Origin of the sequence: Streptomyces sp. NPDC001634 (assembly GCF_040298185.1) — a bacterium.
Taxonomy (GTDB): domain Bacteria; phylum Actinomycetota; class Actinomycetes; order Streptomycetales; family Streptomycetaceae; genus Streptomyces.
In genome coordinates this window covers 1-13,525 of sequence record NZ_JBEOZU010000037.1, presented here as the reverse complement: position 1 = coordinate 13,525, position 13,525 = coordinate 1, and the positions used below count along the sequence as shown (strand labels likewise).

At 70.2% G+C, this 13,525-nt stretch carries 12 protein-coding genes, 1 tRNA gene and 1 other RNA gene; 6 read left to right on the top strand and 8 right to left on the bottom strand.

Annotated features, from left to right (window positions below; translation table 11 throughout):
- Positions 1-83: 83 nt before the first annotated feature.
- The 3 genes from ABT186_RS24385 to ABT186_RS24375 all read left to right on the top strand — a co-directional run bounded on the left by ABT186_RS24385 (position 84) and on the right by ABT186_RS24375 (position 2,309).
- A complete protein-coding gene (locus ABT186_RS24385; RefSeq protein ID WP_502973308.1) occupies positions 84-953 on the top strand; it encodes a polysaccharide deacetylase family protein in 870 nt (289 codons plus the stop codon).
- 28 nt (positions 954-981) lie between these two features.
- A complete protein-coding gene (locus ABT186_RS24380) occupies positions 982-1,773 on the top strand; it encodes an Fpg/Nei family DNA glycosylase (RefSeq protein WP_351926823.1) in 792 nt (263 codons plus the stop codon).
- A 338-nt stretch (positions 1,774-2,111) separates the two neighbouring features.
- A complete protein-coding gene (locus ABT186_RS24375) occupies positions 2,112-2,309 on the top strand; it encodes a hypothetical protein (RefSeq protein ID WP_351232841.1) in 198 nt (65 codons plus the stop codon).
- A 454-nt stretch (positions 2,310-2,763) separates the two neighbouring features.
- On the opposite strand, the gene ABT186_RS24370 is transcribed toward ABT186_RS24375, so the two are convergent.
- Both ABT186_RS24370 and ABT186_RS24365 read right to left on the bottom strand, forming a co-directional pair.
- Entirely contained in the window at positions 2,764-4,041 is a 1,278-nt protein-coding gene (locus tag ABT186_RS24370) for an MFS transporter (RefSeq protein ID WP_351926821.1), read from the bottom strand.
- Entirely contained in the window at positions 4,038-5,408 is a 1,371-nt protein-coding gene (locus tag ABT186_RS24365; protein ID WP_351232837.1) for an MBL fold metallo-hydrolase, read from the bottom strand. Before ABT186_RS24365 ends, ABT186_RS24370 begins: the two co-directional genes overlap by 4 nt.
- A 95-nt stretch (positions 5,409-5,503) precedes the next feature.
- Here ABT186_RS24365 and ABT186_RS24360 point away from each other — a divergent pair, with 95 nt between their 5' ends.
- Complete coding sequence (locus tag ABT186_RS24360) at positions 5,504-6,193, top strand: ArsR/SmtB family transcription factor (protein WP_351926819.1); 690 nt, start codon at positions 5,504-5,506, stop codon at positions 6,191-6,193.
- 193 nt (positions 6,194-6,386) lie between these two features.
- Here the strand turns inward: ABT186_RS24360 and ABT186_RS24355 are convergent, their stop codons facing one another.
- The 6 genes from ABT186_RS24355 to ABT186_RS24335 all read right to left on the bottom strand — a co-directional run bounded on the left by ABT186_RS24355 (position 6,387) and on the right by ABT186_RS24335 (position 12,004).
- Positions 6,387-7,808: an ATP-binding protein gene (locus ABT186_RS24355; protein ID WP_351232833.1), complete on the bottom strand. Its 1,422-nt coding sequence runs from the start codon at positions 7,806-7,808 to the stop codon at positions 6,387-6,389.
- A 49-nt stretch (positions 7,809-7,857) separates the two neighbouring features.
- Positions 7,858-8,100, bottom strand: a complete 243-nt coding sequence (locus ABT186_RS48030) for a WYL domain-containing protein (RefSeq protein ID WP_502973313.1) — start codon at positions 8,098-8,100, stop codon at positions 7,858-7,860.
- Between the two features lie 35 nt (positions 8,101-8,135).
- The gene (locus ABT186_RS24350) at positions 8,136-10,580 is read right to left on the bottom strand and encodes a helicase C-terminal domain-containing protein (RefSeq protein ID WP_502973312.1); all 2,445 of its coding nucleotides are present in this window, start codon (positions 10,578-10,580) and stop codon (positions 8,136-8,138) included.
- Between the two features lie 152 nt (positions 10,581-10,732).
- Positions 10,733-11,158, bottom strand: a complete 426-nt coding sequence (locus ABT186_RS24345; RefSeq protein WP_351232829.1) for a hypothetical protein — start codon at positions 11,156-11,158, stop codon at positions 10,733-10,735.
- Positions 11,155-11,433, bottom strand: a complete 279-nt coding sequence (locus tag ABT186_RS24340) for a ribbon-helix-helix domain-containing protein (protein ID WP_351232827.1) — start codon at positions 11,431-11,433, stop codon at positions 11,155-11,157. Before ABT186_RS24340 ends, ABT186_RS24345 begins: the two co-directional genes overlap by 4 nt.
- Before the next feature lie 486 nt (positions 11,434-11,919).
- Positions 11,920-12,004, bottom strand: a tRNA-Ser gene (locus tag ABT186_RS24335).
- Positions 12,005-12,077: 73 nt separating this feature from the next.
- On the opposite strand from ABT186_RS24335, the gene ffs reads away from it, so the two are divergent.
- Positions 12,078-12,174, top strand: an RNA gene (ffs, locus tag ABT186_RS24330) — signal recognition particle sRNA small type.
- Positions 12,175-12,227: 53 nt separating this feature from the next.
- On the top strand, positions 12,228-13,525 hold a 1,298-nt coding region (locus ABT186_RS24325; RefSeq protein WP_351926817.1), incomplete at its 3' end, for a DNA polymerase III subunit gamma and tau.

Here is a 13,525-nt window from a genome sequence, read left to right as displayed (position 1 = left end):
CTACGGCCGGATCTCTGCACGGCCGGGCCACCTTTCCAGCGGAGTCAGGAACGGCACGTCAGCTACGGGGGACCGGCGCGGTGATGCGGTACAAGAGGCGGGGCTTCTACGGGGCAGTCGCGGGCGCGACCGTGGCGGCCCTGGCAGTCGGCGGCTGCGACGCGGGCGGTGGCGGCGGAACCGGTCGGGCAGCCGCCCACGCGTCCCAGCCCGCCGCCACCCCCAGCAGCGCGCCCAGCGCCGCCGGTGCCGCGGGCGCCGCCGCCTGGCGGAAGTGGGGCCTGACGCCGCTGCCCGCGTCCCCGAAGCCCCCTGCCGACAAGCCGGTGAAACTCTCCGCCACCGGAACGGTTCCGGTCTTCACACACATTCCGACCTCGCAGAAGGTCGTCTTCATAACCGTCGACGACGGACAGGAGAAGGACCCGAAGTTCGTCGAGATGATGCGGGACCTGAAGATCCCGATCACGATGTTCTTGATGAACGACGCGATCAAGTCGGACTACGCCTACTTCAAACAGCTGCAGGCGCTGGGCAACCCCATCGAGAACCACACCCTGCACCACCCCGCGATGAACACCGTCCCGCTGGCCCGCCAGAAGGAAGAGGTGTGCGGCGATCAGAAGATCCTCACCAAGGAGTACGGCACCGCGCCGCTGCTGTTCCGCCCGCCCTACGGCGCGTACAACTACAACACCAAGATCGCCGTAGGGGAGTGCGGGCCCCGGGCGATCGTCTGGTGGCGTGAGTCCATGCAGATCCACCGCATGCAGTACCAGGAGGCGGACCAGAAGCTGCGTCCCGGCGACATCATCCTCGCGCACTTCCGCGGGCCCTCGGAGCTCAAGGGCACCACCATGACGCAGATGTTCGCCAGACTGCTCAAGCTCATCCAGGAGCAGGGATTCGCCGTGGCGCGCCTGGAGGACTACATCCAGCCACCGACCGGGTGAGTCCTGGCGCAGGACAGGGGCTTCCTCCATGCCTGAGCTGCCGGACGTCGAGGGATTCCGCAGGGTGCTCCAGTCCTGCGCCAAGGGCCGGGTCATCCAGCGCGTCGATGTGCGCGACGCAGGCGTATTGCACGGGGTGAGCGCGCGGCGGCTGCGTCACGCGCTGGAAGGACGGCGATTCACCGAGCCGGAACGGCATGGGAAGTGGCTGCTCGCCCACACCGGCGAAGGCCCCACCCTCATGCTGCACTTCGGCATGACCGGTCAACTGGTCTGCGGCCGTCCCGCCGATGCGGCCGAGGCCCACGACCGCGTCCTGTTCACCGTGAGCGGCGACCGGCAGCTCCGCTACCGCGACCAGCGCAAGCTCCAGGGTCTCTGGCTGGCCGACGACGACTGCGCCGTCGCACGGCTGCTGGTGCGGCTGGGCCCCGACGCGATGGCGGTGGACCTCAAGGAGTTCGAGGCCGTGCTCTCGTCGCGCCGCGGCAGGGTCAAGACCGTGCTCACCGACCAGTCCGTCCTGGCCGGACTCGGCAATCTGCTTGCCGACGAAATCCTGTGGCATGCGAGGCTGCGCCCCACCGGCCGGGCGAGCGATCTCACCGGGGCAGAGCGCCGTCGCCTGTACACACACATGCGCCGCACCCTGCGCTCCGCGGTCGCCGCCGGCTGCGTCCCGCGGCGCGATTCCTGGCTCACCGGCCACCGTGACGACCTCTTCCCGACCTGCCCGCGCTGCGGCGACCTTCTGTGCCGGTCCCGTATGGCAGGCCGGACCACGGTGTGGTGCCCGCAGTGCCAGCCGGACGGGTTGTGAGCCCTCGGCAGTCTCCGCGCCGGGGCCATGGTGGGAGGCCGCCCGCTTTGCGTTCCCCTGAATGTCCGGACATGCGTTGCGCTCGCCGCCTGCCCGACCGGGTGCGGCGCGCTGAACAACGGAGGCGCCCGGGTCGAAGGGCGGCTGCCCCGGCGGCGAGCCCGCCGACTACCCGGTCCGGGTCGTGCTGAGCGGCCTGGTCGAGCGCCGGTACGCCGCCTACTGCGGCCATGCGGCCGTCAGCGCTGTGAAGGGGCCGCCACCCGCGCGGGCGGAGGACGCCCGGCAGCCACGGCTGCACGTACCGACTGGCTGACACGCTGTCGAAGGGGATGCGTATGCGCGACGTCCTGCTGGTCGAGGACGACGAGATGATCCGCGTCCAGCCTCGGGCGCGCTCCCCGTCGGCCGTTCCCGCCAGGCTCGCCAGAACATCGCGCGGCGCGGGCGCCGGCGCCGCCAGGTCCTCGGCTCGCCCAGCGCTGTATCGACGCCGCCCGGCCCTGGGAGTCGGCCCGCGCGGAGCGGCAGGGTGACAGCGCGGCAGGCGGACGCGCGGATGCCACCGTCCGGTGAGGTTTCGGGGGCTCCCTGAGAACGCCCGGCGATGCCGCAGGTCACCTCGCGGGTCGATGTCCGCCCACAGCTTCGGGGCGTCCGCGCGGTCGGGCACCCGCCCTCGCCGTCATGATCGGTCCGCTCCTGAGTCCGGGCCCCGCACGTTCGGCGATCTCCGCCACCGTGGGCCGTGTGGGTGGTGGGGGGACGTGGGCGTCGGGTCAGGTCGCCAACTTCTCCGCCTGCAACAAGTCGCCAACTTCTCCGCCTGCAACAAGGCGTACGGATGAACGCGCCGATGCAGGCGGACGCCGACCACACCGCCATGGACGGGCCCGCGATCGCCACGACGGATCCGGTGCCGAACCTCCAGACTCGGCAGCATGAGCGCACCAACCGTCCACCGGCAGGACTTGGGCGGCCCGGGCGTGTTCATCGGGCGGAGTGTTCGGTGATCCAGCGGGCGGCGAGCAGTCCGGAGCCTGCGGTGAGGGCGGCGGCCGCGATGACGGTGGCGTTCAGGCCGAAGGCGTCGGCGAGGATGCCGGCGACCAGGGCTCCGACGGCATAGCCGATGTCGCGCCAGAAACGGTAGGTGCCGAGGGCGCCTGCGCGCCAGGCGGGGTGGGCGTGGTCGGAGACGGAGGCGATCAGGGCCGGATAGACCATGGCGGTGCCGATGCCGAGGAACACCGCGGAGAGGATCCCGGCGAGCAGGGGGCGGCCGAGGAGGGCGAGTGCGAGAACGAATCCGCCGGCCTGGACGAGCATGCCGTAGACGATCAGGGGTTTGCGGCCGATGCGGTCGGCGAGGTGGCCGGTGGTGATCTGTCCGAGGCCCCACAGGATCGGGTAGAGGCCCTTGATCAGGCCGACGGCGGCGAGGCCGAGGCCGTGGTCGGTGAACAGCAGGGGGAAGACGCCCCAGGTGAGGCCGTCGTTGAGGTTGTTGACCAGGCCGGCCTGGCTGGCGCCGCGCAGGGAGCGGTTGTGCCAGGAGGTGCGGGCGAATGTCGCGGCCAGGCCGCTGTTCTCGCCGGTGGCAAGGGTCTTGGCGTGCTGGGCGAGCTCCAGGGCGACATGGGCGGCGGTGTCGCGGACGACGAGGGACAGGGCGAGTCCGGCGGCGACGAAGACGACGCCGATGAGTTCGGGGGTGGGGCGCAGGCCGTGGGTGGTGGCGAGGTAGCCGGTGAGGAGGGCGATGACGCCGACGGCGGTGTAACCGGCGGCTTCGTTGAGGCCGGTGGCCAGGCCACGGCGGGTGGGACCGACGAGGTCGATCTTCATGTTGACGGTCATCGACCAGGTCAGGCCCTGGTTGAGGCCGAGCAGGACGTTCGCGGCGACGATCCAGCCCCAGGACGGCGCCCATGCGAGGGCGAAGGGGACGGGGATGCCGATCAGCCAGCCGGTGACGAGGAGTTGCTTGCGGCGGAAGCGGGCGGTCAGCGCCCCGGCGGCGAGGTTGGTCATCGCCTTCGTGACGCCGAAGGCGATGATGAAGGAGAAGACGGCCAGGTCGCTGGTCAGGCCGAAGACATGCGAGCCGATCAGCGGGACGGTGGTGCGTTCCAGTCCGACCAGGCCGCCGACGCAGACGTTGACGATGACCAGCAGGGTGAACTGGAGCCAGTTCTCGCGCAGGCCCAGGCGGATGGGCCGCCCGGACGCGTCGGCCGGTGTGGTGGTTGCGGGAGTGGCGTTCACGCGCTGGTTTCCCGGGTGAGCTGCCGGCCGTGGGCCGCTGCGTAGTCGGCCGGTCCGCCGTCGAGGACGGCGATGTCGGTGTGGCCCGCGCGTTCGAGGAGGCTGGCGGCGGTCATGGCCCGCTCGCCGTGCCCGCAGGCCACGACCGGCCCTTCGGGGGCGTCGACGGCGTGAGCGGCAAGGCCGCCGAGCTCGATGTGCACGGCGCCGGGGACGTGTCCGGCGGCGAACTCCGATTTCTGCCGTACGTCGACATAGGGGCGGTTCCCGGCGCGGCCGGCGGTGACGAACGGGGTGGTGGTCTGCTGGTTGCCGTCGGCGAGCCAGGCGGTCATGCCCCCGGCGAGACGTCCGGCCAGGCGCTCGTAGCCGATCTTGTGCGCCTGCCAGACGATCTCGTCGAGGTCCTGGTCCTCGCCCGTCACGAAGGCGAGCGGGACGCTGTCGGGCAGGAGCCAGCCCAGCCAGGTGGCGAACTGGGCGCGCAACGGGATGGACAGGGAGCCGGGGATGTGGCCGGCCGCGTAGTCGGCCGCCGGGCGCACGTCGACCACCTGACCGCCGTCGGCAAGCAGCGACTTGACCTGTCCGGCGTCGAGGGCGGGCAGCAGAGGCGTGGAGGTGAGGACGGAGGGGCCGCGCCGGTTGGCCTCGGCGAGCCGGCCGAAGTAGTCCGGGTAGCTGCCCAGGCCGGCCAGCAGGCGGCGTACGAACGTGTCCTCGTCCGGGGCTTCCAGCAGAGGGTTGTTCTGCTTCTGCGCGCCGATGGTCGAGGTGCGCTCGCTGCCGGGCGGGGCCGAGCAGAAGGATCCGGCGCCGTGGGTGGGCCAGACCGCGACCTCGTCCGGCAGCGCGGCCAGGCGCCTGAGCGAGCGGTACTGGGCCCGGGCGAGTTCCTCGGTGCGGCCGGCGCCGAGGAGGTCGGTGCGGGCGGCGGAGTTCACGATCAGCGAGCCGCCGGTGAAGACGCCGAGCGCGGTGTCGCCGTCCAGGAGAAGGAAGGACAGGTGCTCGTCGGTGTGGCCGGGGGTGGCCAGGGCTCGCAGGGTCAGGCCGCCCAGGTCGACGTCGTCGCCGTCGGCCAGACCGCGGTGGGCGAAAGCCCGGTGTCCGGCGGCGGAGGCCAGCACAGTCGCGTCGTGGTCGTGGGCGAGCTGGACGGCGCCGGAGAGGAAGTCCGCGTGCAGATGCGTGTCCGCCGTGTACGCCACGGACAGACCGCGCCGCTCGGCAGCCTCCCGCAGGGCACGCAGGTCGCGGCTGGCGTCCACGGCCAAGGCGCGGCCGTCGCCGAGGTCGACGAGGTAGGCGCTGTTGCCGAGCCCGGTGTCGACCAGGGGTATCAGGTGGTCGTCGGCGAAGCTCATCAGGTCCTCCAAGGTCCGATGCGGGAGGGCGCGTGGGCTTGTGGCCAGGGCTCCCACCATCACCTACACTATTCCATGGATTTATGGAGGATGGCATGGTGGGAAGAGCGGCGGGAAGCACGACGGCCGGTACGAAGGCGCAGCTGTACGACGCGTTCGCGGCCGGCGGCAAGGCGCTGGCCAGTGGAAAGCGCCTGGAACTGCTCGATCTGCTCGCTCAGGGCGAGCGCACGGTCGATGCCCTGGCCAAGGCGGCGGGGCTGAACCTGACGACGGCCTCGGCGCATCTGCAGACGCTCAAGCAGGCCGGGTTCGTCGCCACCCGCCGCGAGGGCGTGCGTATCCACTACCGGCTCGCCGGAAACGACGTGGCTCAGCTGTTCGCGCTGCTGCGCAAGGTCGCCGAGGCCCACCAGACCGCCGTACCCGCGGCGCGGGACGCCTATCTCGGTGAGGACGGCGCGGCGGAGGTCAGCCAGGAGGAGCTGCGCGCCCGGGTGGCGGCCGGGGACGTGGTGGTGCTGGACGTGCGGCCGGTGGAGGAGTACCGGGCCGGGCACATCCCGGGTGCGGTGTCCATCCCGGTCGAGGAACTGGCCGACCGGATCGGCGAGTTGCCCGAGGAGACGGAGATCGTCGTCTACTGCCGCGGCGAATACTGTGTGCTCGCCTACGACGCGGTGCGGCTGCTGACCGACCGCGGACGGCGTGCCATCCGCCTCAACGACGGCATGCTGGAGTGGCGCCTGGCCGAACTGCCCGTCGACGCCGGGGATCTGCCATGACGGGCAGCCGCCTCCCCGGATGTACGGGCAGGCGGCTGCCCGTACATCCGGGGAACAGGCCGCGAGGCGGCTGGAGTCGGCCGGGGTGGAGAAGACTCCGGCGATGCCACCGGTGCCGCCGAGAACATCGGCGGAGAATTCGCGGAAGGCGGCGAATGCGACCAGAACTGCGACTGCAGGAGCCCAGCCCTGCTCACGCCCTGCGCCAGGCGGTGAGCAGTTCCTCGGGGCCGTACGCCGCCTGAAGACCGGAACAGCTGATCCCGTTGCGGGAGACCGCCACGAGCGGTACCGGCTCGTCGGTGATCGCCGCCCGGTGCTTCTGCAGCGCGGCCAGGTCGTGGTTGTCGAACGTGGAATTCTCCAGCCATTTGACCGAGCCCAGGAAGAGCAACTGCTTGGCCACCGGCTGCCGGTCGGCGCCCACCAGGTCGATTTCGACGTCGTTGCCGCGGGTCCAGTACCCGCCGATCGCCGGGGCGGCGGGCAGAAGCCCGTCCGGCAGGAGGCGGGCGAGGGATTCCCGGACCAGGGGTTCGATCGCGCGGCCCCGCCAGCTCGTCCACTGCTCCCTGATCCGGCTCAGGGTGAGATCTCCCCGCATCCGCTCGATCTCTGCCATGTGCGGATCGAGAAACGCGAGCCAGAACCGCAGGTAGGGGTCGGCTACCCGGTAGCGGCGTTCCTTCGACGGTCGCAGTGAGAGCGGCAGCTCGGCTGCCACCACCCGCTTCTCGGTCAGGACGTCCGTGGCCCGGGTGAGAGTGGTGTGGGCGATGCCGCCGGCGGCGCGCGCGATGTTGGTGAAGGTTCTCTCCCCGGATCCGATGGCCCGTAGGACTTCCCTGCTCATCGCCTGCGGTGGAAACTCCGCGGCCAGGGAGCGCTCGGCGGAGACCAGCAGTGCCGAGATCGGGTTGTCCAGCGAGTCGCGGAGGAACTCCCAGACATCCGCTCCGGCCCGCCACTCCGCACAGATCAGCGGGAGACCGCCCGTGATCAGCGCGGCGTCGAAGGCGGCCGCCGGCGGAAGTCCGAGCATCTCGCCGATGTCGGCCGGATTCAGCGGCCCCACGACCATTTCCCGGCCCCGCTGATGGAAGGGGCGGTCGTAGCTGTTCAGCGCCTCCATCATCGACAGCTCGGATCCGACCAGGAGAAGGAGTACGGGTTTGCGGCTGAGGAGGCGGTCCCATGCCCGCTGGAGCATGCCCTCGAAGGCGTCGATGCGGTCCATGAGATACGGAACCTCATCGATGACGACCACGCTCGGACTGTCGTCGGGCAGGATCTCCGCAAGCAGCCTGAATGCCGCATTCCACTGCTCCGGGGTCTCCTCCGAGAACAGCTCCCGCTCCGGCAGGGAGGATCTGGCGACGGTGTCCAGCAACTCCGCCAGTTCGTCCTCCGCCGTGCCGCCCGCCGCGGTGAAGAAGAGGTTCGGGGCCTCGGTACGCCGGAGGAACTCCTCGACGAGGCTGGACTTGCCGACCCGTCGCCTTCCGCGCATGAGAATGCATTGACCTGGTTTCGCTGACCCGACGGCATCCTGAACCGCCTGGAAGGCGTTACGGAGTACGCCCAGCTCCCGGTCCCGCCCGATGAAACGACCCATGAGAATACCCCCGCAGGAGATAGTATCGATAGAGATACTATCGCTACCGCTACTGTCTCTCGGGTGTGACGCCGGGGAGACGGGAGAGGGTGAAAACGCGTACGGCGTCCCTCAGGTGGCACCGGGCTTCAAGGTGGGGCGGGTCGAGTGCGAGACGGCTGAAGGTGCGCACGGTGCGGTTGCCCGAGGTGGCAACGTACTCGACGGTGATGGCCTGACCAGCATCGATGGCATGGGCGAGCCCTGGCGGAGGATACGAGATTCGAACTAGTGAGGGGTTCCCCCCCAACACGCTTTCCACAGAGGCGTGAGCACCTGTGACGGTGGCTACGCGGGCATGACGGCGTGAATGCGGGAGAGGGTGAAGACGCGTTCGTCGTTGCGCAGGTGGCACCAGGCGTACAGGTAGGGCGGGTCGAGATCGAGCTCGCTGAGGGTGCGTATGGTGCGGCTGCCCGAGGCGGCGACATATTCGATGGTGATCGCCTGGCCTTCGTTGACGGCATGAGCCAGCTGGCGGACATCGGTGAGGGACAGCTGACGGGCGTACCCGGCGATGATTTCCTCGGTGTCGCTGTCGAAGGGGATGCCGTTGTACGGGTCCGGCCGCGGGGTGGCTGCTGGTGCGGTCTTCAGCCGGGTGGCCAGGGCACGCAGGTCGGCCGTCGCCGGAGTCTCCTCCGTACGGTCATCGGTCTTCCGGAGAGGGGGGCCGCCGGACGGGCGCGGGGAGGGGACGGGAGCGGCGGCACGGTGGCGCTGCGCCTTCTCGACCCGTACCGTCCCGTCGGCGGTCTCGGCGACTGGGGCATAGCCCGCGGCTCGGAGGGCGGCGAGCGTTTTTTCCAGCGGGGTGCGGCTCACCAGTACCGTCGGCGCCAGGTGGCGAAGGCCGATTTCGGCGAGTTTGCGGTGGGCGGCCAGCTCGGCCAGGAGGGAGGGCTCCTCACTGTGGAGCACACAGGCCGCCGGGGCGATGCGCACCCGGCCGTGACCGCGTGCGGTGTCGTGGATCAGGTACGCCAGTGGCTGGGGAAGAGGGGCGACAGCGACGGCGGTCAGGTCGGCTTCGATGGCGTCGGAAGTGCGGCCGGCGTCCAGGGCCCGGCGGACGCTGGCGGGACTGAACCGCCACACCGGTGCTGTGCCGCCGGCTTCGCGGTCGGCGACCGAGTCCAGCAGCGTGGTGAGGCGGGCGGACGGCGTGCCGGTGACGACGGCCGTGAGGTCGGCGCCGAAGCGTGCGGCCGCGGTGGCGGCGGGAAGCAGCCGTCGGCAGGCGGCGGTCAGCGCCTTGGCGACCTCATCCGGCCGGGTGGACAACAGGGCAGTCCCGATGGGGGACAGGGCGCCCCGGGTGAGAACGCCGAGCAGTTCCGCCTCCCGGATCACGGTGGCGAACGGCGTGGAGTCCTGGGGCAGCGGATCGGCGAGCGGACGGTGCCAGGCGACGAGGGGGCCGAGGTCCGCGTGACTCTTCACGCCCTGCCCCACCGGGAGCCGTGCCGTGGCGGTGAGGAGACCCTCCCGGGCCTGCAGACAGCCGCCGCAGGGAGGTGTTCCGGCGAGCGCGGGCAGGGACTTGCCGTCTTCGCCCCTGGCCTGGCCAGGGGCGAGGCGCAAGGTCCGCCAAGCCTGGAGAAGCACTGCAAGCTGGTCGGCCGGTTCCTGTTCCGCCCAGGCGTCGTAGCCTTCCGTCGCTGTGACCCTGTCGCCGTCCCGGGCCAACAGCCCGGCCGCGTACGCCGTTTCGAGCACGATGCGTACCACGATGTCGTCACAGCGTGACGCCTTGCCGAGCCGGGAGAGTTCTCGTGCTCCGAGCCCGCCGGTCTTCAGCCGGGCCGGCGGTGAGGCGGCGCACACTGTGAGAACCGAGGCGGCATGAGCACCGAACGCCATGGCAGCGGCCGTCGCCTCGCGGTTCACCTCGGCCGGGGTGACGGACACGGTGGGCACGTCGGGCGGGGCGGGGTCGAACGGAGCACGCCAGCCGGGCCCGCGCAGTGCGAGTGCCACCTCGGCCGGCATGCGAGCCGATCCGTACCCGCGACGGTCCTGAACCAGCAGCCCCCGCTCCAGCGCCCATCGCGAACCCGGTTCCGAGTCGATCCCCGGAGCCCCGAACACAATGAACTCCGACTGCTCCGGCGCGGTCCTTGCCCGGCGCTCGAGCAGCTTGCGGGTGGCCACCGGAGCCCGTGCCACGAGTTCGGCGATCCGTTCCCGGTCGCTGTGGTGGTCCACCAGGTCCGCCAGCCGCTGTTGCTTGGTGCCACCGGACTTCATCCCCAACGACCCCAGCATGCGGCGAAGGTCGTCGGAGGTGGTGTCCTTCAGCAGCTGACGCAGCGGCGCGTCCAGTCCCAGCGGAGCGTCCCACGCCTGTCGCAAGGGCGCCACCATGCGCAGCAGTCCCTCACCGTCCGGCCAGACCAGCGCATGATCGGCCAGCGTCTGAAGGGCCGCATCCAGCCCGCGAGCACGCTCCCCGTCCACCGCTCCCAGCAGTTCCGCCAAGGCGTCGCGGGCGGTGGGCGCCTGCGCCGCGATCGCCTCCGACACCTGCAGGTGCGGGAGCGAGAGCCGGGGCAGCACCTGTGCCACCGCCCCCGGCCGCTGAAGGCGGTCCGCCAGTTCGCCGACCGACCTCGGCTCCGGAGGGGACACGGCATCGGTCCTTGTTGTGAGAACCCTCTCCAGCCGCTCTGCGTCAAGGCTGAGCAGCCAGGCGGCCAGTGTTGATCCGCTGGGCTTACTGATGGGGAACACCTCGCCGTCCAAGAGCACGATGGGTCCGCAAGGGAACCGGCACACACAGGATCCAAGGATGGCGGACGGACAACGCCGATGAGGTCACACGAAAGGGTGCTGCATGCACGCCGCGGCGACGTCGGCCGACCTCGTCGACCGTCCGCTGCGGGTCATACCTTCCTGACGACGATCGACTCCGGGACCAGACGCTCCAGATCGTCCACGTCCGAGGTGAAGACGGTGACCTGCCCCTTCTGCTGTCGGGCGATGATGGCCAGTACCGCGTCGATGGCGTACTTGTGTCCGTGCAGCTTCGCGTCGGCCAGGAGCCGACGGGCCTGACGTGCCTCGTCCTTCCCGATCTCGGGAACCGTGAGGCGCGAGAGAACCCAGTCCCAGCGCTGCTCGGTGGTTCTGCCGTCGTATGCCTCGACCAGCGTCATCGGAGAGGTGACCACCTCGGCCTCGCCCCGCGCTGCGAGGTCCAGCCAGGCGATCATCTTCCGGTCACCGCGCACGGCGAGGGACAGGGCTTCGCAGTCGAGCACGAAGACGCGCAGCCGCGACTGCCCGTGCTCACCCGCCTGTTTCTTCACGCGGCGTCTCCGGCGTTGCGCTTGGCGGTGGCGTGGCGGCGCTCGTGCTCGGCGTCGAGGTCCGCCAGCGCCTCCAACGCTTCCGCGTGTTCGTCATCGGTGACGGGACCGTGTTCCTCCTGCAGCCAGTCCACGAGCTCCTGCAGCCGGTCCCGGTCGCGCTTGAAGCGCAGTGCCTCGGCGACGTACGCCGACAAGCCCCGCTCAGCTGCGTCGGCGCGGATCTCGTCGAGGAGATCTTCGGGGATCGTCACCGTGACCTTTTTCGTCGCCATACAAGAGACCATACTCCTGGTGCAAGTGCCCTTACCAGGGTCGCTGAACCAGTCAGGCTCAGGATGCGAATGGTTGATCCCGGAGGCTTCCCCGACGTTGATCTGCGCCGGCAGCTTCGGTCGCACGGAAGTGGAACCCTCCAGCGGCACGGCAGGCGTGGTCCAACAGGAACGTCTTGCCCGGTCGGCGGTTTCCGGCGACCACCCCGAGGGTCGTACCTGGCTGCGGGTTGTTTCTGGGGGCACGTCCTGCGATGTGGGTCAAGCGTCACCTGAGGCTGATCTTGGCCGTCGGCCTCCAGCGTGGAAGTCGGCGAACGAACGCTTGGATGGGGCCCCACCGTCGTCGCCGGAGGCTCGTCGTCATGCCGCACAGAATGCCGCATACGTCGGAAATAAATGAGACTGCAACTGAGGCCAAGGCATGCCGAGAACCCCGGCCGCAGAAGCGGTCCGGGGTTCTCGTTTCGCCTGTTCAGGCGGGAGCGGAGGATACGAGATTCGAACTCGTGAGGGGTTGCCCCCAACACGCTTTCCAAGCGTGCGCCCTAGGCCTCTAGGCGAATCCTCCGCCGGAAACATTACATGACGGCGGGGAGTGCTTGCGAACTCGTTCGGGGCCCGGGCGATCGGGTAGGCTGGGGCTCAGCCCCTCACGCGGCGCTATCTGACTGAACTCCCCCAGGGCCGGAAGGCAGCAAGGGTAGGTTGGCTCTGGCGGGTGCGTGGGGGGTCTTCTGTGTTCCCGGATCGGGCGGGCCCGGTTGTCAGTGGCCGCCTATAACCTCGTATGCGTGTCGTCTCTCGCGCTGTACCGCCGCTATCGCCCGGAGTCGTTCGCCGAGGTCATCGGGCAGGAGCATGTCACTGACCCGCTGCAGCAGGCGCTGCGGAACAACCGGGTCAATCACGCGTACCTGTTCAGCGGGCCGCGCGGGTGTGGCAAGACGACCAGTGCACGGATTCTGGCGCGATGCCTGAACTGTGAACAGGGGCCCACGCCCACGCCCTGCGGGGAGTGCCAGTCCTGCCGGGACCTGGCCAGGAACGGGCCCGGTTCCATCGACGTCATCGAGATCGACGCCGCTTCGCACGGTGGTGTGGACGACGCCCGTGACCTGCGGGAAAAGGCCTTCTTCGGGCCCGCGAGCAGTCGGTACAAGATCTACATCATCGACGAGGCCCATATGGTCACGTCGGCCGGTTTCAACGCGCTGCTCAAGGTCGTCGAGGAGCCGCCGGAGCACCTCAAGTTCATCTTCGCGACCACCGAGCCCGAGAAGGTCATCGGGACGATCCGGTCGCGTACCCATCACTATCCGTTCCGGCTCGTGCCGCCGGGGACCCTTCGGGACTACCTCGCCGAGGTGTGCCGGAAGGAGAACATCCCCGTCGAGGACGGCGTCCTGCCACTCGTGGTGCGTGCGGGTGCCGGGTCCGTGCGTGACTCGATGTCCGTCATGGATCAGCTGCTGGCGGGTGCGACAGCCGACGGTGTGACGTATGCCATGGCCACGTCCCTGCTCGGGTACACGGACGGGTCGCTCCTCGACTCCGTCGTCGAGGCCTTCGCCTCCGGGGACGGGGCCGCCGCCTTCGAGGTCGTCGACCGTGTGATCGAGGGCGGCAATGATCCTCGTCGCTTCGTCGCCGATCTGCTGGAGCGACTGCGGGATCTTGTGATTCTGGCCGCCGTGCCCGATGCCACCGAGAAGGGGCTCATCGACGCCCCCGCCGATGTGCTGGAGCGGATGCAGGCCCAGGCGGGAGTCTTCGGCCCGGCCGAGCTCAGCCGTGCCGCCGACCTCGTCAACGAGGGGCTCACCGAGATGCGCGGAGCCACCTCGCCCCGGCTGCAGCTCGAGCTGATCTGCGCGCGGGTGCTGCTGCCCGCCGCGTACGGGGACGATCGGTCGGTCATGGCGCGGCTGGACCGGCTGGAGCGGGGCGTCAACTTCTCCGGCGGCGGCGCGGGCCCCGCCATGGGGTACGTGCCGGGGCCCGAGGTGCACGGCGGGATGACCGGAGGTCCGGTGCCGCAGGGGGCGGCGTCCGTTCCGCCCGGCGGCGGTGTGGCGGCGGCCCGTGCCGC

Coding starts and splice junctions, on each gene's coding strand:
- ABT186_RS24340 (WP_351232827.1), bottom strand. CDS start 11,433: ATGGCGACGAAAAAGGTCACGGTGACGATCCCCGAAGATCTCCTCGAC.
- ABT186_RS24385 (WP_502973308.1), top strand. CDS start 84: ATGCGGTACAAGAGGCGGGGCTTCTACGGGGCAGTCGCGGGCGCGACC.
- ABT186_RS24380 (WP_351926823.1), top strand. CDS start 982: ATGCCTGAGCTGCCGGACGTCGAGGGATTCCGCAGGGTGCTCCAGTCC.
- ABT186_RS24375 (WP_351232841.1), top strand. CDS start 2,112: ATGCGCGACGTCCTGCTGGTCGAGGACGACGAGATGATCCGCGTCCAG.
- ABT186_RS24360 (WP_351926819.1), top strand. CDS start 5,504: ATGGTGGGAAGAGCGGCGGGAAGCACGACGGCCGGTACGAAGGCGCAG.
- ABT186_RS24365 (WP_351232837.1), bottom strand. CDS start 5,408: ATGAGCTTCGCCGACGACCACCTGATACCCCTGGTCGACACCGGGCTC.
- ABT186_RS24355 (WP_351232833.1), bottom strand. CDS start 7,808: ATGGGTCGTTTCATCGGGCGGGACCGGGAGCTGGGCGTACTCCGTAAC.